This is a genomic window from Micromonospora antibiotica (genome assembly GCF_017599305.1).
GTDB classification, from domain to species: Bacteria; Actinomycetota; Actinomycetes; order Mycobacteriales; family Micromonosporaceae; genus Micromonospora; species Micromonospora antibiotica.
The window spans coordinates 671,236-690,563 of the sequence record NZ_JAGFWR010000002.1 but is presented as its reverse complement, the minus strand read 5'-3'; the positions used below and the strand labels follow the sequence as shown (position 1 = coordinate 690,563).

Annotated in this window: 7 protein-coding genes; 5 read left to right on the top strand and 2 right to left on the bottom strand. The window is 75.9% G+C overall.

Features of this window, described 5'->3' with window-relative positions:
- Positions 1 to 79: 79 nt before the first annotated feature.
- Positions 80 to 1,465, top strand: a complete 1,386-nt coding sequence (gene eccB, locus JQN83_RS07980) for a type VII secretion protein EccB (RefSeq protein WP_208566386.1) — start codon at positions 80 to 82, stop codon at positions 1,463 to 1,465.
- A gap of 24 nt (positions 1,466 to 1,489) precedes the next feature.
- Here the strand turns inward: eccB and JQN83_RS07975 are convergent, their stop codons facing one another.
- Together JQN83_RS07975 and JQN83_RS07970 are read right to left on the bottom strand one after the other, a co-directional pair.
- A complete protein-coding gene (locus JQN83_RS07975) occupies positions 1,490 to 2,095 on the bottom strand; it encodes a class I SAM-dependent methyltransferase (RefSeq protein WP_208566385.1) in 606 nt (201 codons plus the stop codon).
- 149 nt (positions 2,096 to 2,244) lie between these two features.
- A complete protein-coding gene (locus tag JQN83_RS07970; protein WP_091239114.1) occupies positions 2,245 to 2,859 on the bottom strand; it encodes a methyltransferase domain-containing protein in 615 nt (204 codons plus the stop codon).
- A 629-nt stretch (positions 2,860 to 3,488) separates the two neighbouring features.
- Here JQN83_RS07970 and JQN83_RS07965 point away from each other — a divergent pair.
- From JQN83_RS07965 to JQN83_RS07950, 4 genes are read left to right on the top strand one after another with little or no spacing between them, the layout of a single operon-like run.
- Complete coding sequence (locus tag JQN83_RS07965; protein WP_208566384.1) at positions 3,489 to 7,007, top strand: AMP-binding protein; 3,519 nt, start codon at positions 3,489 to 3,491, stop codon at positions 7,005 to 7,007.
- On the top strand, positions 7,004 to 10,174 hold the full coding sequence (locus JQN83_RS07960; RefSeq protein ID WP_208566383.1) for a thioesterase domain-containing protein: 3,171 nt from the start codon (positions 7,004 to 7,006) through the stop codon (positions 10,172 to 10,174). The genes JQN83_RS07965 and JQN83_RS07960 overlap by 4 nt, the downstream gene beginning before the upstream one ends.
- Before the next feature lie 58 nt (positions 10,175 to 10,232).
- Positions 10,233 to 13,778: a non-ribosomal peptide synthetase gene (locus JQN83_RS07955; RefSeq protein WP_208566382.1), complete on the top strand. Its 3,546-nt coding sequence runs from the start codon at positions 10,233 to 10,235 to the stop codon at positions 13,776 to 13,778.
- A gap of 56 nt (positions 13,779 to 13,834) precedes the next feature.
- Positions 13,835 to 19,312, top strand: coding sequence for a type I polyketide synthase (locus tag JQN83_RS07950; RefSeq protein WP_208566381.1), 5,478 nt, complete (start codon positions 13,835 to 13,837; stop codon positions 19,310 to 19,312).
- Positions 19,313 to 19,328 lie beyond the last annotated feature (16 nt).

Here is a 19,328-nt window from a genome sequence, read left to right as displayed (position 1 = left end):
CGCCGGTCGGCGACGGAGGGTCAACGGGACATCGACACAGCGCATATCCTGTCCGCCGAGGACTCGCGGAAGGGACGCCATGCCGTCGCGGCAGGACCAGCTCCACTCCTACCAGTTCACCGTGCAGCGGGCCGTCGCCGCCCTGGTCATGCGGGAGACCGACCCGGCGCGTTCGCCGTTTCGCCGGTTGGCCGGCACCGGGTTGGCCAGTGTCCTGGTCGCGGCGATCGGGCTGGGCGGCTTCGCCCTCTACGGCCTGTTCGCCGGTGGCGGGTCGGCCTGGCGCGACACCGGGGCGGTGGTCGTGGAAAAGGAGTCCGGGGCCCGGTTCGTCTACCGCGACGGCAGGTTGCACCCGGTGCTCAACTACGCGTCGGCGTTGCTGATCGTCGGGGCGGACCGGTCCCGCACGGTGCTGGTGTCACGTCGGTCCATCGAGGGGGTGCCGCGCGGCCTGCCACTGGGCATCGCCGATGCGCCGGATTCACTGCCCGCCCCCGGTCGGCTCTCCACCGCCCCGTGGACGGTGTGTTCGCTGGCGCAGACGGAGGCGGGTCGGGCGACCTCCCGGTCGGCCCTGCTGATCGGCCGGGAGGCGACCGGCGGGCGGCGGCTCACCGAGGAGGCGGTCCTGGTCCGGCACCCGGACGGCGGCCTGCACCTGATCTGGCACCACCGCCGGTACCTGCTGCGCGACACCGCCCGGGTGCTCGCGGCGCTGGCCGCGACCCGGGAGCGCGCGGTTCCGGCCGCCCCGGCGTTGCTCAACGCCCTGCCGGCGGGTGTCGACCTGGCCCCGCCCCCGGTGGCCGGTCTCGGCGAGCCCTCCGCCGAGGTCGCCGGAGCGACGATCGGGGACGTCTACCTGGTCCGCAACTCCGGCGGTGGCCGACAGTACGCGGTCGCCGAGCGGGCCGGCCTGGCCGGCATCACCGAACTCCAGGCCGCCCTGCTGATGGCCCGCACCGGCCAGGACGAACCGGCCCCGGTCAGCCTGGGTCGGTTCGCCGCGCTGCCCAAGCTGCCGGATCTGGTGCCCGCCGGCCCGACCGCGCCGCCTCCCGCCCCGCCGCGCCTGGCCGGCGTGGACGACGGCGCGCTCTGTGTCCGGGTCGGCGTCGACGGCGTGGTCCGCGACATCAGGGTCGGCGCGACCGTGCCGGACCTCTCGGCCGCCCCCCGCACCGCCGACGGCTCGGGCGGGGTGCGCGTGGACCAGGTGCTGGTCGAGCCGGGCCGGGGCGCGGTGGTCGAGTCGGTGGCCGCGCCGGGTGCGGACGGCGGTGCGGTCTCCGTGGTCACCGACCTGGGCCGCCGCTACGTGCTCGCCGACGGTGAGGTGCTCGGGATGCTCGGCTACCAGGGGGTCACCCCGGTCCGGCTCCCCGCCGGCCTGGTCAGCCTGGTCCCCGCCGGCAGCCCCCTCGACCCGGCCGCCGCCCGGGCGGTCGCCGCCCCGTCCTGACCGATTCCGCCCACCCCGGGCGATTCAGTCGGTCGGGCGGCGCAGCAGGCTGACCGCGAAGTCGGCGTCGTCCCGCCAGGGGCGCAGGTCCCAGGTGGCGAAGCGCTGGTCGAGGCGGAGGCCGGCGGCGGCCACGTCGGCGTCGAAGTGGTCGAGCCGGTAACCCCGGTCGAGACCGAAACCGACGAGCACCACCCCGTCGGGGCGCAGGTGGGCGGCGATCCGGGTCAGCACCGTCGGTTCGGTGCCGGCGGCGACGAAGGCCATCACGTTGCCGGCGACCACGGCGGCGTCGAAGGGTTCCCCCTCGCCGGAGCCGGCGAGATCCAACTCGGTGAGGTCGGCGACCAGCCAGCGGGGCCCGGGGTGGTCGGCGCGGGCCGCCTCGATCAGGGCAGGATCGGCGTCGACCCCGACCACCCGGTGCCCCCGCGCGGCGAGGGCGGCACCGACCCGGCCGGTGCCGCAGCCGGCGTCGAGGATCCGCGAACGGGGGGCCACCACCGCGTCGACCAGGCGGGCCTCACCGGCCAGGTCGGCACCCTCGGCGGCGAGCCGCCGGAACCGGTCGATGTACCACTGCGAGTGTTCGGGGCCGGTCTCGGTCGCCCACCGGGTCGGGTTGGTCATGTCGCCACGGTAACCGGCCGGCCGGGTGCCGCGCGGCGGGCACGGACAGCTCGGGTCCCGGCCCCCGACACCGGCGGCCCCGGTCGGAGGCCCGCGGGAGCCGCGCGGCGTCCGCCTGCCGCTGGTCCGTCACCCGCGGGTGACGCGGCTCAGGGCAGCTGGGCCACCGTGACGAACTCGTTGTAGGTGAAGACCTTGCCCATCGACCGGGGGAACGGGAAGGAGTACTGCTTGACCACCGTCATGCCGAGATCGCGGGCCGCCTGCGCCGCCTCGTCGAAGCCGACGAACCGGACATGGGTCGCGTCGCTGGCGTACCCCCGCTCCTGGGGGGTGATGAAGACGGCGGTGCCGCCGGACCGCAGGAACGGCAGGTAGCCGGAGATGACCTCCAGGGCCGCCTCGGCGGGCAGGTGCTCCAGCAGGTGGGCGGCGAGCAGCGCGTCGAACGCGCCGGGCCGGGCGTGCGGGGACTGGTGGAACTCCTCGATCGTGTACGCCTCCAGGCCGGCGGCCCGGGCGTGCGCCACCGACGTCGGGTTGTGGTCCACCCCGACCGCGCCCTCACCGAGGTTGGCCAGGTTGCGACCGAGGCCGCAGCCGACGTCGAGGGTGCGCCCCAGCTCGAGCCGCTGGAGGTTCCACCGGTAGGGCGCCTGCACGTCGAGCACCTGCTTCCAGCGCGCGCCACCGAGACGCTGCAGCCGTTGGGTGTAGTCCTCGCCCTCGGTGCCCGCCGCGGTGTCCTGCTCTGCTCGACTCATCGCCGGCCTCTCTGCCCGTCGCGCAACGTCGCCACCCGGCGCGCGTGCGGAGGCACCCGGCCGGCCGTCGGATGCCCACCCCGACGCGGGCACCCCGACAGATGCTACGGACCTGGGCGGCCATCGTCAGCCCCCGTGAGCGGCGGTTTGGCACCGGGTCTTACCAGGTGACGCTCGGTGTCGTGGGGCCTCACCCTGGGTGTGCGCCGCCCCTGCTCCGGCCGGCGGGTCGGGCGGCGGACGGCGCGAACGGCGTCGGTCGGGCGGGACGTCCGGCCCCTCGACCCTAGGATGGCGTGGGCCGGGCGGTCGTGGAAACCCACCTGACCTGCCGTTAAGGTGTCGTCCACGGTGGAAAATCGCCGGTTTGCAGGGGCTTTTGCCGCAAATTTACTTGCCGGTAGGCGCTTAGGCTGAAACTCCTTTTCGCGCTAGGGGGATGATCGGCCGAATTTCGCCGTCCGATCTTCAGGTGCCGATGGGCCCTTCGGTCCGACTCCGATCGATGATCTTTTCTCGGCCGCATCGAGCCCTATTCTGCTTCCATTGTGAAGTCCTGGGGGGGATCATGATCACAATCGACTGTTCCTGCGCGCCTGCCCACAGTGGAGCCGAGCTGGCCCGCTGACATGCCGCAACCGACGATCATCCAACAGTTCGCCGAGGTCGCGGCCACCCGTCCCGATCAGCCGGCGATCCTCGGCGAGACCCACGAGGTCAGCTACGCCGCCCTGGCCGCCACCGTCGGCGGGCACGCCACCGCGCTCACCACGGCCGGTGTCCGGCCCGGCGACCTGGTCGCCCTGCTCACCGGGCACGGCGTGGCCGCCGTCGCCGCGACCCTCGGCACCCTCGCCGCCGGTGGGGCGTACGTGCCGTTGGACCCCGGGTTCCCGGTCGACCGCCTCCGACGCCTGCTCGACGTCGCCGCCGACGTGCGGGTCGTCGCCTGCACCGCCGAGCACCGCGCGCTGGCCGACACGCTGTGCGCCGCACGCCCCGGCACCGGCGTGCTCGTCCTCGACGACAGCGCGACCGCGCCGCTGCGGCCCACCCCCGTCGACCCCGACAGCCCGGCGTACGTGCTGTTCACCTCGGGCTCCACCGGCACGCCCAAGGCCGTCGCCCAGACCCACCGCAACCTGCGGCACGTCGTCGACAACCAGATCGACACCCTGGCGATCGGCCCGACCGACCGGCTCAGCCTGCTCGCCTCGTTCAGCGTCGACGCGGCCATCCCCGACCTCTACCCGGCGTTGCTCACCGGGGCCGCCCTCGTCCCGGTCGACCTGCGCCGACACGGCCTGGCGTACGCCGTCGAGCGGCTCGCCCGGCACCGGGTGACCGTCTACCACTCCACCCCGACCGTCTACCGGTTCCTGCTCGACACCCTCGGCGACCGGCGGCTGGACACCGTGCGGGTGGTGCTGCTCGGCGGTGAACAGGCCACCCACGCCGACGCCACCCGGGGCCGCGACCGGTTCGCCCCGGACTGTGTCCTGGTCAACGGGTACGGCGCCACCGAGATGACCTTCGCCGCCCGGTACGCACTGCCGCTGGCCACCGCCGCCCCCGCCGCCACCGGCCCGCTGCCGATCGGCACGGCGCTGCCCGGCTACACACTGCGGCTGGCCGACTCCGGCGAGATCGTGGTGCGCAGCCGGCACCTCGCCCCCGGATACCTGGGCCAGTCGAGCGACCGGTTCGGTGTCGACCCCGACGGGATGCCCACGTACGCCACCGGTGACCTGGGGGCCCGGCTGCCCGACGGTGAGCTGGTCTGCCTCGGCCGGCTCGACCGCCAGGTCAAGGTACGCGGGTTCCGGGTCGAGCTGACCGAGGTCGAGGCGGTCCTCGCCGACCAGCCCGGCGTCGCCGCCGTCCGCGCCATCGCCCGGGGCGGCGAACTGCTCGCGTACGCCGTGCCGGCCGAGGGTGGTCTCGACCCGGTGGCCCTGCGCGCCGCCCTCGCCCGGCGGCTGCCGGAACACGCGCTGCCCCGCGCCGTGCTGGTGCTCGACGCGTTCCCACTCACCGTCACCGGCAAGATCGACGAGCGGGCGTTGCCCGACCCGACCCCCGAGGTCCCCGCCGGGCAGGAGCCCACCACCGCCACCGAGCGCACCGTGCACGACATCTGGTGCGCGGTGCTGGGCCGCAGCGCCATCGGGCGGCAGGAGAACTTCTTCGACGCCGGCGGGCAGTCGCTGCTGCTCGGCCAGGTCCAGCAGCGCATCGCCGAGCGGTTCGGGGTGACGCCGCCCATGGTGCGGCTGTTCGCCCACCCGACGATCGCCACGCAGGCCCGCCTCCTCGACGGGGACCACCCGGCCGTCGGTCCGCACCCGCCCGAGGCGGCGGTCCGCACCGCGGCGGCCCCCGCGCCGACCCTGCCCACCCCGGCCACCCCGCCGGTCGCCGCCCGCGAGTACACCGGCGACGAGATCGTGGTGGTGGGGCTCGCCGGCCGGTTCCCCGGCGCACCCGACGCGGCGACCTTCTGGTGGAACGTCTGCGCCGGCGTGGACTCGATGCACGACCACACCGACGCCGAACTGGACGCCCTCGGCATCGGGCCGAGACTGCGCGCCGACCCCCGGCACGTGCGGGCCGGCGGCCGGCTCGACGGGGTCACCGACTTCGACGCCGAGTTCTTCGCCATGGGCGACGAGGAGGCCGCCCGCACCGACCCCCAGCACCGGCTCTTCCTGGAGGCCGCGTGGGAGGCGCTGGAGGACGCCGGGCACGACCCGACCCGCTTCCCCGGCCTGGTGGGCGTCTATGCGGCGACCTCCGCCAACCGCTACTTCCTGTTCCACCTGATGGACAACCCGGCCGTGGTCGGCGACGTCGACCCGGACGACTGGGAGGCCCGGCTGATCGGCCGGCAGGCCACCGACCACCTGCCCGGCCAGGTCGCGTACCGGCTGGGGCTGACCGGGCCGGCGGTGGCGGTGCAGAGCGCCTGCTCCAGTTCGCTGGTCGCGGTCTGCCTCGCCGCCCAGAGCCTCGCCGACTACCAGTGCGACATCGCCCTCGCCGGTGGGGTCAGCGTCACCTGGCCCCGCTACCGGGCCACCCCCGGCGGGCTGGCCTCCCCGGACGGCCGCTGCCGCGCCTTCGACGAGGCCGCCGAGGGGTCCGGCTTCGGCTCCGGCGTCGGGGTGGTCGCGCTGCGCCGGCTCGCCGACGCCCAAGCCGACGGGGACCGCATCTACGCCGTCCTGCCCGGCTGGGCGGTCACCAACGACGGCCCCGACCGGGCCGGCTTCGCGGTGCCCGGCCCCGCCGGGCAGGCCGCCGCCGTCGCCAACGCCCTGGCCGCCGCCGAGGTCGCCCCCGGCGAGGTCCGCTTCATCGAAGCCCACGGCAGCGGTACGCCGCTGGGCGACGCCATCGAGGTCGCCGCCCTGCACGAGGTGTACGGCGGGGCGGCCCCCGCCGAGTCCTGCGCGCTCGGCTCGGTGAAGACCAACATCGGTCACCTCGACGCCGGGGCCGGCATCGCCGGTCTGATCAAGACGGTGCTCGCCGTCCAGCACGCGGTGATCCCGCCGAACCTGCACTTCACCCGACCCCACCCGGAGATCGACCTGGCCGGGGGCCCGTTCTACGTACCGACCAAGGCCCGGGACTGGCCGGATGCGCCGCGCCGGGTGGCCGGGGTCAGCTCGTTCGGCCTCGGCGGCACCAACGCGCACGTGGTGGTGGAACAGCCGCCCCCGGTCGTACCGGCCGAGCCGGCGGCACCCCGGTCCTGGCTGCTGCCGGTGTCGGCGCGTACCCCGCAGGCGCTGCGCGCGGCGTTGACCCGGCTGCGTACCCACCTGGCCGGCACCGGGCCGGAACTGTCCGAGGTGGCCGCCACCCTGGCGCTGGGCCGGCGTTCCTTCGGCCGGCGGGCCGCCGTCGTCGCCGCCGACCTGACCGAGGCGATCGCCGGGCTGGACGAACTGCTCACCACCGGCGTCACCGTGGCCGGTGCGCCCGGCGCACTGCGGGACCTGGCCGCCGGGTGGGTGGCCGGCCGGGACGTCGACTGGGCCGCGCTGCACCCGGAGGGCGTCGTGCGGCGCACCGGGCTGCCCGGCTACCCCTTCCAGCGCCGGCGGCACTGGATCGATCCACCGCAGAGAGGCGCACGGTGAACTGGTTCGTCTCGCCCGGAAGCCGACCCCTGGCACCGGTGCAGTTGTTCTGCCTGCCGTACGCCGGGGGCGGGGCCAGCGCCTTCCGCCGCTGGCCGGCGGAGATCGGCCCCGACGTCGAGGTGCTGGCCGTGCAGCTGCCCGGCCGGGAGAACCGGATCAGCGAGGACGCCGCCTTCACCGTCGCGGAGGTGGCCACCGCCGTCGCCGACCGGGCCGACCGCCCGTACGCGATCTACGGGCACTCGATGGGCGGCCGGCTCGGCTTCGAGGTGGTCCGGGAACTGCGCCGCACCGGCCGTGAGCTGCCGCTGCGCCTCTACGTCGGTGGTGCCCGCGCTCCGCACGTCACCGCCGCGAGTCTCTTCGACGGGCTGTCCCAGGTGGCCGACGACGAACTGCTGCGCCGGCTCGCCGACGGCGGCGGCCTGCCCGCCGGCCTGCTCGACCACCCGGAACTGGTGGAGCTGCTGCTGCCGTTGCTGCGCGCCGACTTCGGTCGGGTCGACAGTTACCGGTACGTCCCCGAGGCGCCGCTGCCGGTGCCGGTGGTGGCGTTCGGCGGCCGGGCCGACCGGGCGGTCAGCCGGGAGCACAGCGCCGGCTGGGCCGGGCACACCGCAGCCGGCTTCACCCTGCACGAACTCGACGGCGGGCACTTCTTCCTGCACGACCGGTTGCCCGACCTGCTCGGTCTGATCCGCGCCGACCTAACCGCCGCCCTCGGCTCCCCGCCGCCCACCACCCCCGGTGCCCCGCGCACCGAGACCGGCACCGACCGGGCCGCCTCGGTCGGTGCCGGCCGCGCCCCGGGGCCCGTCGCGTCGGTACCGGCACCCGGTACGGGTGGGACGGTCGACCACCGGGTGCCGCTGGGCGACACCGGCTGGTCGGTGTGGCGCGACGCGATCCTGCGCAGCACCGGCTTCCCGGCCGACGGCCTCGCCCTGTTCGCCGCCCCGGCCGCCGCCGCGCTCGCCGACGAGCTGCTGGCCACCGGCGGCGGCGTCGAACGCTTCGACAAGGAGTTCGACGAGGCCGTCCGCGCCGCCGGGCAGCGGTTCACCGAACTCGCCGCCGACCCGCTGGTGCGCGAGGCGGTGACCTGGCAGAACCGGGGCGCGCTGGTGGCCTTCGACGGTCTGGTCCGGGGCGGTCCCGACGCGCCGCGCAACGTGCGCCGCCGTGACCGGGAACGGGCCCTGCTCAAGTACTGGCAGCGGTACTGCGGCAAGAACGAGACGGTCGGCTTCTTCGGCCCCAGCTGCTGGGTGACCGTCGACCCGGCGCAGCCGGAGACCGCCCGGCTGCGGGTCGGCCCGGAACTGACCCGGCGACGGTGGGTCCGGTTCGAGTCGTGGGCGCTCGACGAGTACGCCGAGTGCATCGGCACCGAACTCGCCGTCCGGCGCTGGTGGCCGCCGGTGCTGGCCCCGCAGGTCGCGGTGCGCGACCGCACCGTGCTGCGCCCCGGACAACCACCGGTGGCGCTGTCCCCGGTGGAGGCCGCGCTGCTGGCCGCCGTTGACGGCCGCCGCCCCGCCCACGAGCTGGTCGCCGACCCGGCCATCGGGCTGCGCCGGCCCGAGGACGGCTACACCCTGCTCGACCGGCTCGTCGAACGGGAGCTGCTCACCTGGGACGCGGCCCTGCCGGTCAGCCCGGCCGCGGAGGAGGTGCTGCGCGCCCGGATCGACGCCGTCGGCGATCCGGCGGCCCGGTTGGCCGCCCGGTCAGGGCTGGACCGGCTGACCGCCGCCCGCGACGCCGTCGCCGCAGCCGCCGGTGACCCGCACCGCCTGGGCGACGCCCTCGACGCCCTCGACACCACCTTCACCGAGCTGACCGGGCGGTCGCCCCGGCGTCGGGAGGGCCGGATGTACGCCGGCCGCACCCTCTGCCACGAGGACACCGCCCGGGATCTCGACGTCACCCTCGGTGCCCCGTTCCTGGCCGACCTGGCCGCGCCGCTCGACGTGCTGCTGCGGGCCGCCCGCTGGATGGTGGCCGCCCTGGCGCAGGCGTACGACCGGGTGTTCCGTGAGCTGTACGACGAACTGCGCGGCGAGACCGGGGACGCCACCGTCTCCCTGGCCGACCTGTGGTACCTCGCCCAGGGACTGTTCTGGGGCACCGGCGACCGCCCGGTCGACGCGGTCGCCGCCGACTTCGCCGCCCGCTGGGCGGGACTGTTCGGCTTCGCCGGGCTGCCACCGGGTACCCGGGAGGTGCGCCTCGCCGCCGCCGATCTCGCCGACCGCGTCGACGAGGTCTTCCCGGCCGCCCCGGCGCACTGGTCCAAGGCCGTCCTACACAGCCCCGACCTGCAACTCTGCGCGTCCGACGCGGAGGCGTTGGCGCGCGGGGAGTACACCGTCGTGCTCGGCGAACTACACGCCGCGTGGGCGTCCTTCGACTGCGAGGTGTTCATCCCGGCCCACCCCGACCCACAACGGCTGCGGGACGCCCTCACCACGGACCTGGGCGGGCGTCGGCTGCGGCTGCTGTACCCCACCGACTGGCCACGGCGGACCAGCCGGACCGCCGAAGCCCTCGCCGGGCCCAGCGACCGGCAGTTGGCCTTCGCGGCGGCGCCCGGGGCCGACCCGGCCCGGGTGCTGCCCACGGTGGCGCTCACCGTGTCCGAACGGGACGGCCGGCTGGTCGCCACCGCCGCCGACGGCGAGAGCTGGCCGCTGACCGAGGTCTTCGGTGAACTGCTCAGCGCCCACGCGGTGGACGGGTTCAAGCTGGTCGCCGCCGCCCCGTACACCCCCCGGGTCACCATCGACCGGCTGGTGGTGGCCCGGCGGACCTGGCGTACCACGGTGGGGGAGAGCGGTCTGGCCGACGCCGCCGGGGAACGTGACCGGTTCCTCGCGGTGCGGGCCTGGCGACACCGCCTCGACCTGCCCGAGCAGGTCTACGTCAAGCTCGGCAGCGAGACCAAACCCTGCTACGCCGACCTGAGCAGCCCGGCCTTCGCGAACATGTTCTGCGCCATGGTGCGGGCCGCCCGGATGGGCGACGGCCCCGGGGTCTCCCTGACGGTCAGCGAGATGCTGCCCGGCCCGGACGACGCCTGGGTGCCCGACGCGGCCGGCCGCCGGTACCTCAGCGAACTGCGCCTGCACGTGGTCGACGACACCGCCCGGGACGACCGGTGAACCGGCACACCGTCCGCCCGGTGGGGCGTACCGCACCAGCAACCGTACGGGGAGCGACGTGACCGACATCCTGTCCATCAGTGCCGTCACCGGGGAAACACTGCCCTGGCCGGACGGGACGCTGGCCGAGCTGATCGCCGAACGGGCGGCCCGCTGCCCGGACGCGGTGGCGGTGCGCCAGTGGGACGACCGGCTCACCTACCGGGAGCTGGTCGGTCGGGCGGCGGGCCTGGCCGCCGCGCTGCGGGCCCGGGGGGTGGGCCGGCAGACCCGGGTGGGGATCTGCGCCCACCGCCGGCCCGACCTGGTGGTCGACGTGCTGGGCGTGCTGCTCGCCGGGGGCTGCTACGTGCCGTTGGAGCCCGGTGGCCCCCGGCAGCGGCTGCGGGAGATCGCCGCCGACGCCGGGGTGACGCTGGTGGTGGGGGACGCGGCGGCGGTCGAGTTCGCCGGCACCCCCGGCGTCGAGGTGGTCACCGCCACCGGCCCGGCCCCGTCGGCACCCTGCCCGGCGCGGGCCGGCGACCCGGCGTACGTGCTGTTCACCTCGGGTTCCACCGGCCGGCCCAAGGGGGTGCTGACCACCCACCGCAACGTGGTGGAGTTCGTCACCGGCTGCGCCGCGCTCAGCGCCGCCGACGCCGGGGTGCGCAGCCTCGGCATCGCCTCGCTCGGCTTCGACGCGGCCAGCATCGACCTGTTCGTCCCGCTGCTGCTCGGCGGCAGCGTGCAGCTGCTCGGCGTGGACGACCGCTCCGACCCGGACCGGCTGGCCCGGTTCATCGTCGCCCACGACGTGAACTGGGGTTTCATCACCCCGACCGTGCTGTCCATGCTGGACCCGGCCCGGGTGCCCGGCTGGCGGACGGTGCTGTGCGGCGGCGAGGCCGTCCCCGCCGAGCTGGCTGCCCGCTGGGCGCCGGGCCGACTGCTGCTCAACGGCTACGGCCCCACCGAGACCACCGTGCTGGCGGTCAGCGGTGAGCTGACCGCCGCCGACACCGACCCGGTGCCGATCGGGCTGCCCCTGCCCAACCACCGGGCGTACGTGGTGGACGACGCGCTGCGGGCGGTGCCGCCGGGGCAGACCGGTGAGCTGCTGATCGGCGGGCCGGGGCTGGCCGACGGCTACCTCAACCGGCCCGGCCTGACCGCCGACCGGTTCGTCCCCGACCCGTTCTCCGGGCTGCCCGGCGAGCGGCTCTACCGCACCGGCGACCTGGTCCGGCAGGCCGGGGACGGGCGGATCGTCTACCTCGGCCGGGCCGACCGGCAGGTCAAGATCCGGGGCCAGCGCATCGAGTTGGGCGAGGTGGAGGCCGTGCTCGCCGGGGTGCCCGGCGTCGACCGGGTGGCCGTGGAGGCGGTGCCCGGCCCGGCCGGGACCGAACTCGTCGCGTTCCTCACCCCGGCCACCGCGCCCGACGACGACACCGTCCGGGCGTACGCCGGGGGGCGGTTGACCGCCGCGATGCTGCCGGCGCGGCTGCTGCGCCGCGACGACCTGCCGGTCAGCGCCATCACCGGCAAGCTGGACCGGCCGGCGCTGCGGGCGCTGGCCGACGCCGCCCTGACCGTCGTCCCCGCCGACGGGCCGACCGACGAGCCGACCGACCCGGTCGAGCGGGTCGTGCGGCGGGTCTGGACCCGGCTGCTCGGCGCGGCACCCGCCCCGGACACCGACTTCCTCGCCGCCGGTGGCAACTCCGTCGCCGCGATGCGGCTGGTCGCGGCGTTGCGCGCCGAGCTGGGCCGGCACGTCGACACCCGGGACGTGCTGGCCGGGCGCACCCCGGCCGCGTTGGCCGCCCGGCTGAGGGCCGCCGCGCCCGCCGACGCCGACGGGCTGACCACCGGCAACCCGCCGACGTTGTCCCCGCCGCAGCGCCGACTGTGGTTCGTCGACCAGCTCGCCCCCTCCAGCGCCCCCTACAACATCGCGGTCGCGCACCGGTTGCGTGGTCCGCTGGACACGGTGGCGCTCGGGGCGGCGCTGCGGGCCGTGGCCACCCGGCACGACGTGCTGCGCTGGCGCATCCCGCAGAACGCCGGGGTGCCCTACGCGGTGTGCGAGGAACCGACCGACGTGGCGGTGCCGGTGGTCGACCTGACCGGTCGCGCCGACGCCGGGACCGAGCTGGCCGGGATGCTCGCCGCCGGCGCCGCGCACGCCTTCGACCTGGCCACCGGGCCGCCCTGGCAGGTGACCGTCTACCGGCTCGGCCCCGACGAGCACGTGCTGGCGATGACCATGCACCACGCGGTCTTCGACGGCTGGTCCGAGGCGGTCCTCTACGCCGACCTGGCCACCGGGTACGCGCAGGCCGTCGCCGGTGCGTCGCCGGCCCTGCCGCCGCTGTCCGCCTCGTACGCCGACTACGCGGTGTGGCGCGACGCGCGGGACCGCCGGCAGGGCCCCGCCGACCTCACCTGGTGGACGGAGCACCTGCGGGGCGTGCCGACCGTGCTGGACCTGCCCCGCGACCGCCCCCGCCCGGCGGTGCAGACGTACGCCGGGGCGGAGGCGGCGGTGACCCTGACCGCCACCGCCGACCGGGCGGTGCGGGATCTGGCCGAGCGGCGCGGCAGCACCGTCGCGGCGGTGCTGCTGGCCGGCTTCGCCGAGCTGCTGCGCCGGCTCACCGGCGGCGACGACCACGTGGTCGGGGCGATCGTCGCCGACCGCCGGCTGGCCGCCTTCGACGACGTGGTCGGCTTCTTCATCGACACCGTCCCGGTGCGGCTGCGCACCGGCCGGGCCGACGGCCCGGGCGCGACCGGCGGGGTGGGTTTCGGTGAACTGGTCGACCGGTGCGCCGCCGAGCTGCACGAGGCGACCGCCCACCCGGGCGCACCGCTGGAGAAGCTCGTCGAGACCCTCGGGGTGGGGCGGGACACCTCCCGGGCCCCGCTGGTGCAGGTGCTGTTCAACGTGCTCAACTTCGCCCCGCCCTGGCTGGCGCTGACCGGCCTGACCGGCGAGGTGGTCCCGGTGCCCAAGCCCGGCTCCCCGTTCGACGTCACCGTCTACGTGGTGCAGCGCGACGGCCGGTGCGGGGTGGACGTCGTCTACAACCCGGACCTGTTCGACGCCGACCGGATCGACGCGCTCCTGGCCGACCTGGTCGACCTGGTCGGCGCGCTCGCCACCGACCCGCACAGCCCGGCCGACACGGTCGCCGTGGCACTGCCCCGGCCCACCGTACGGGTGGCGGCGCTCGGCGCGATGACGGTGGCCGCCACCGCACCGGCCCCGGTCGCGCCGGTGCCGACCGGTCCGGACGAGCTGACCGAGACCGAGGAGCTGATCGCCGGCATCTGGCGGGAGGTGCTGGACCGCGACCGGGTCGGGGTCGCCGACAACTTCTTCGACATCGGCGGACACTCCCTGGCCCTGGCCGCGGTGCACGCCCGGCTGACCGCCGCGACCGGCCGGTCGATCACCATGCTCGACCTGTTCCGGCACCCCACCGTCCGGGCGCTCGCCGCCAGCCTCGACGGGGCCGCCGACCGACCCGAGCTGGCCCGCGCCGCGCTGCGCGCCGCCGCCCGGCGTGGCCGGACCCGTCGTACCCCACCGCCTCGCCGACCGCACCAGCCGTGACGCCGCATTCCTCCCCACCGCCTGCGGGCGGCACCTTGCGACAAAGGACTACCCCGATGCAGAACGAGATCGACACCGCGCCGCCCTCCGATGACGGCATCGAACCCATCGCCATCGTCGGGCTCGCCGCCCGGCTGCCGGGTGCCGCCGACGTCGGCGAGTTCTGGCGCAACCTGGTCGACGGCGTCGAGTCGGTCACCGAGCTGAGCCGCGACGAGCAGCTCGCCCGGGGCGCGAGCACCGACGAGGTCGACGACCCGGGCTGGGTGAACCGGGCCCCGCTGATCGACGGGTACGACACCTTCGACGCCGGGCTGTTCGGGATGACCAGCCGCGAGGCGGAGGTGACCGACCCGCAGCACCGGCTGTTCCTGGAGAGCTGCTACACCGCGTTGCAGGACGCCGGCTACGACCCGGCCCGCTACCCCGGGGCGGTCGGCGTGTACGCCGGCACCGGCGGCAACACCTACCTGCACCGGTACGTGCTGCGCAACAAGCGGGTCGGCGGCAACCCGCACGGGGCGGTCTCGCTGGCCACCGGCAACTCGCCCAACTACGTGGCGACCAACGTGTCGTACCGGTTGGACCTGCGGGGGCCGAGCCTGACCGTGCACACCGCCTGCTCCACCTCGCTGGTCGCCTTCCACCTGGCCTGCGAGGCGCTGCGCAACCACGAGTGCGACATGGCGTTGGCCGGTGGCGTCAACGTGGAGCTGCCGCACGTCGGCTACCTGGGTATGGACGGTTTCACCTCGCCCGACGGCCGGTGCCGCCCGTTCGACGCCGGGGCCAACGGCACGGTCTGGGGCAGCGGTGTCGGGGTGACCCTGCTCAAGCGGCTCTCCGACGCGATCGCCGACGGCGACGCGATCCGCGCGGTGGTGCTGGGCAACGCCATCAACAACGACGGCGCCGGGAAGGTCGGCTTCACCGCCCCCAGCGTCGACGGGCAGGTCGAGGCGATCGCCCAGGCGGTCGGGATGGCCGGGATCGACCCGCGCACCATCAGCTACGTCGAGGCGCACGGCACCGGCACCGCGCTGGGGGACCCGATCGAGGTGGCCGCGCTGTCGGCGGTGTTCACCCGGGACACCGACGAGCGGGGCTGGTGCGGCATCGGCTCGGTCAAGTCCAACATCGGGCACCTCAGCCAGCCGTCCGGCATCGTCAGCGTGATCAAGACGGTGTTGGCGATGGAACACGGGCTGATCCCGCCGACGATCAACTACGAGACGCCCAACCCGGGCATCGACTTCGCCGACACCCCGTTCTACGTGGCGAACACCCTGACCAAGTGGGACACCGACGGCGGGCCACGGCGGGCCGGGGTCAGCTCGTTCGGCATCGGTGGCACCAACGCGCACGTGGTGCTCGAGGAGGCGCCGGCGGCGTACCGGACGGACCGGCGGGTCCGGCCGGCGCAGCTGCTGCACGTGTCGGCGAAGACGGCGTCGGCCCTGGACACCGCCGTGGCGCGGCTCGCCGACCACCTGGCGGCGACCACCGACGGCGGGCCGGAGCTGCTGGCCGACGTGGCGCACACGCTGCGGGTGGGCCGGCAGGAGTACCCGCACCGGGTGGCCGTGGTCGCCACCGACCTGCCCGAGGCGGTGACCGCGCTGCGTACCCCGCGCCGCCGCCAGTCCGGGGTGGTCGACGGTGCCGCGCCCCGCACCGCGTTCCTCTTCTCCGGGCAGGGTGCCCAGTACGCCGGGATGGGCGCGCAGCTCTACGCCGAGGAGCCGGCCTTCGCCGCCACCGTCGACGAGTGTGCCGCCCTGCTCCACCCGGAGCTGGGCCTGGACGTGCGGGAGCTGATCCTGGGCCGCGACCCGCAGGCGGCGGAGAAGCTCACCGAGACCCGTTACACCCAGCCGGCCCTGTTCGTCGTCGAGTACGCCTTGGCGCTGCTCTGGCAGCGGGCCGGGGTCCGCCCGGCGGCGATGATCGGCCACTCGATCGGCGAGTACGTCGCCGCCACCGTCGCCGGGGTGCTGAGCCTGCCCGACGCGCTGCGGGTGGTCGCCGCCCGGGGTCGGCTGATGCAGTCGATGCCGGCCGGGGCGATGCTGGCCGTCTCGCTCGACGAGGCGCAGGTCGCCGCCCGGCTGCCCGAGGGGCTGGCCATCGCCACCGTCAACGGCCCCGGCACCTGTGTGGTGGCCGGCGAGAGCACCGCCGTCGCCGCGTTCGCCGACAGCCTCGGCGGCAAGAACAAGAGCAAGCAGCTGCGCACCTCGCACGCGTTCCACTCGCCGATGATGGACCCCATCCTGGCGGAGTTCACCGCGTTGATGGCGACGGTGCCGCTGCGCGCGCCGGCCATCCCGTTCCTGTCCAATGTGACGGGCACCTGGATCACCGCCGAGCAGGCCACCGACCCGGCGTACTGGGCGGCGCACCTGCGTCAGCCGGTGCGCTTCGGCGACTGCGTGGCGACCCTGCTCGGGGCGGGCACCTGGGCGCTGCTGGAGTGCGGGCCGGGCCGGCAACTGGCCAACCTGGCCCGGATGCAGGTCGCCAAGGGTTCCCCGCAGCAGCGGGCGTTGACCCCGCTGGGCAGCCTGCCCGGCCCCGGTGAGCCGGCCGGTGACCTGGCCGCCCTGCTCACCAGCGCCGCCGCGCTGTGGTGCGCCGGGGTCGGGGTGCGCCTCGACGCCGACCCGGCCGCCCGGCGGGTGCCGCTGCCGACGTACCCGTTCGAGCGCCGGCGTTACTGGGTCGACCCGGACCCGGTGGTGGCGGTGGCCGACGTGCCGGCGGAGACCGGTCCGCGTGCGCTGCCGCAGTGGTTCGCGGTGCCGGTGTGGCGGCAGGCCGCCGCCGACCCGGCGACCGTGCCGGCGGGCCGCTGCCTGGTGTTCGCCGCCGGTCCGCGCGCCGACGCCCTGGTCGCCGCGTTGCGGACCGCCGGTGACGACCCGGTCGTGGTACGCCCCGGCGCGGCGTTCGCGGCGTCCGACGACGGGTACCGGCTGCGCCCCGGCCACCGCGAGGACCACGACGCGCTGGTCGCGGCGTTGACCGCAGGCGGGGTGCCGGACCGGTTGGTGCACGCCTTCGCCCTGGACGGCCCGCCGGCCGGGCTCGACGCGACGGCCGCCTGGGACGCCCAGCAGCGTGGCTTCTTCGACGCCCTGCACCTGGTGCAGGCGCTCGCCGGGGCGGGGGCGACCGCCGGGGAGCAGCCGCTCACCCTCGACCTGGTCACCGCGGGCGTCGGCGACGTCACCGGTGCCGACCTGGTCCGGCCCGAGCACGCCACCCTCGCCGGTCTGGCCCGGGTGCTGCCGGCCGAACTGCCCGGCCTGGCCGTACGCCTGGTCGACGCCGACCCGGCCGACGCCGGGGTCGAGACGCTCGCCGCCGAACTGCGCCGCCCGGTGGACCCGCAGCGGGCGGAGCTGACGTTGCGCGGCACCCGCCGCTGGGTGACCGGATACGAGCAGGTCACCGTGGCCGCCGAGGGCGAGCCGGGGGCGCTGCGCGACGGCGGCCGGTACCTGGTCACCGGTGGCCTGGGTGGCATCGGCGTCACCCTCGCCGGGGACTTCGCCCGGCGGGCCGGGGTGAAGCTGGTGCTGCTGGCCCGGTCCGGGCTGCCGCCGCGTGAGCGGTGGGACGACCACCTGGCGGTGCACGGCGGCGCGGACCGGGCCGGCCGGGCCATCGCGGCGATCCGCCGGATGGAGGCGGCCGGCGCGACGGTACGGGTGCTCGCCGCCGACGTCACCGACCCGGCCGACCTGCGTCGGGTCCGGGCCACCGTGGAGGCCGAGTTCGGTGGGCTGGACGGCATCGTGCACGCCGCCGGCCTGCCCGGCGGCGGCATGGCCGAGGTGAAGGAGCGGGCCGAGGCGGAGCGGGTGCTCGCCCCTAAGCTCACCGGCACCCTCGCCCTGGCCGAGGTCTTCGGTGACCTGCCGCTGGACTTCGTGGCGCTGTGCTCCTCGATCACCTCGGTGATCGGCGGCTTCGGCCAGGTCGACTACTGCGCGGCGAACGCCTTCCTCGACGCGTTCGCCCGCTCCGGCGTCGGTTTCCGGGCCCCCGTGCTGTCGCAGAACTGGGGTGGCTGGGCGGAGGTCGGCATGGCGGTGGAGACCGCCGCGCCGGCCGCGTTCCGGGCCGCCGGCCGGGACACCGTCACCACGCCGGTGGACCACCCGGTGCTCACCACGAAGGTGGCCGGCCCGGAGTCGACGGTGCTGCACGGGCTGGTCTCCGCCGGCACCCACTGGCTGCTCGACGAGCACCGCATCGGCGGGGTGCCGGTGGTGCCCGGCACCGCCCACCTGGAGTCGGTGCGGGCGGCGGTGGCCGCCGGGGTGCCCACCCCCGCGCCGCAGGCCGTGGTGGAGCTGCGCGACGTGGTGTTCCTGGAGCCGTTCGCGGTGCCCGAGGGCACCGTCGCGCAGTACCGGGTCGAGCTGACCCCGGCCGAGGAGGGCGTCGACTTCGCCGTCCGCAGCCTCGCCGCCGGCCAGCTCCGCACCCATGTGCGCGGGTCGGCGGGCTGGGTCGTCGAGGCCGCCCCGGCGGCCCGGGTGCCGGTGGTCGACGGCCGACGGGTCGACGACGACGCCTCGTTCGGTCGGGGCCGTACCAGCATGCTGACCTTCGGCCCGCGCTGGGCGTCGCTTGCCGAGCACCGCCTCGGCGACGGCGAGGAACTGGCCCGGATCGAGGCCCCGGAGCCGGTCCGGGCCGACCTGCCGGCGTGGGGGCTGCACCCGGCGCTGCTGGACGTGGCCACCGCGTTCGGCCGGGGCCAGGGCGACGGCACCTACCTGCCGCTGTCGTACGGGCGGATCGTGGTGCGCGGGCCGCTGCCGGCGGTGTTCCACAGCCACCTGCGGCACCGGGCCAGCGCCACCGACGAGGTGGTCGCCGCCGACCTGTCGCTGACCGACACCGAGGGCCGGGAACTCGTCGCGATCGGCGACTTCGTGCTGCGCCGCGTCGACCAGGGCGCGGTCACCGGCGGGTTGACCGGCACCGCCGACGCGGGCCCGGTCGAGCCGGCGGCCGGGGCGCTCACCGAGGACATCCGCCCGGTCGACGGCGCGGAGGCGTTCCGGCGCAGCCTCACCGCCGGTCTCGGCGCGCAGGTGGTGATCGCCACCCGCCCGGTCGAGGAGATCCGGCGGCGGGCCTCCCGGGTCACCACGGACAGCCTGGAGCAGGACCCGGAGCCGTCGGCCACCGCTCCGGCGGCGACCGGGGGCGGCTCGGCGGCCCCGCGTACCGAACTGGAGATCACCATCGCCGGGGTGTGGCGGGACGGGCTGGGGGTGGCCGAGGTCGGGGTGGACGACGACTTCTTCGCCCTCGGCGGCAACTCGCTGGTCGCGGTGCAGCTGATCGCCGCGATGCGCAAGGCGACCGGGGTCCGGCTGCCGATGCGCAGCCTCTTCGAGACCCCCACCGTGGCCGGCCTGGCCGAGCGCATCGCCCAGCTGCGGGCCGCCGCCGCCGACGAACCGGCCGCGCCGGCCACCATCCCCGCCATCCCGCGGCTACCCCGCGCCTGACGTCGAGAAACAGGAG

What these genes read in the sequence shown, in the direction of transcription:
- JQN83_RS07970 (WP_091239114.1), bottom strand. Translation starts at nt 2,859, where the DNA reads ATGAGTCGAGCAGAGCAGGACACCGCGGCGGGCACCGAGGGCGAGGAC.
- eccB (WP_208566386.1), top strand. Translation starts at nt 80, where the DNA reads ATGCCGTCGCGGCAGGACCAGCTCCACTCCTACCAGTTCACCGTGCAG.
- JQN83_RS07950 (WP_208566381.1), top strand. Translation starts at nt 13,835, where the DNA reads ATGCAGAACGAGATCGACACCGCGCCGCCCTCCGATGACGGCATCGAA.
- JQN83_RS07965 (WP_208566384.1), top strand. Translation starts at nt 3,489, where the DNA reads ATGCCGCAACCGACGATCATCCAACAGTTCGCCGAGGTCGCGGCCACC.
- JQN83_RS07975 (WP_208566385.1), bottom strand. Translation starts at nt 2,095, where the DNA reads ATGACCAACCCGACCCGGTGGGCGACCGAGACCGGCCCCGAACACTCG.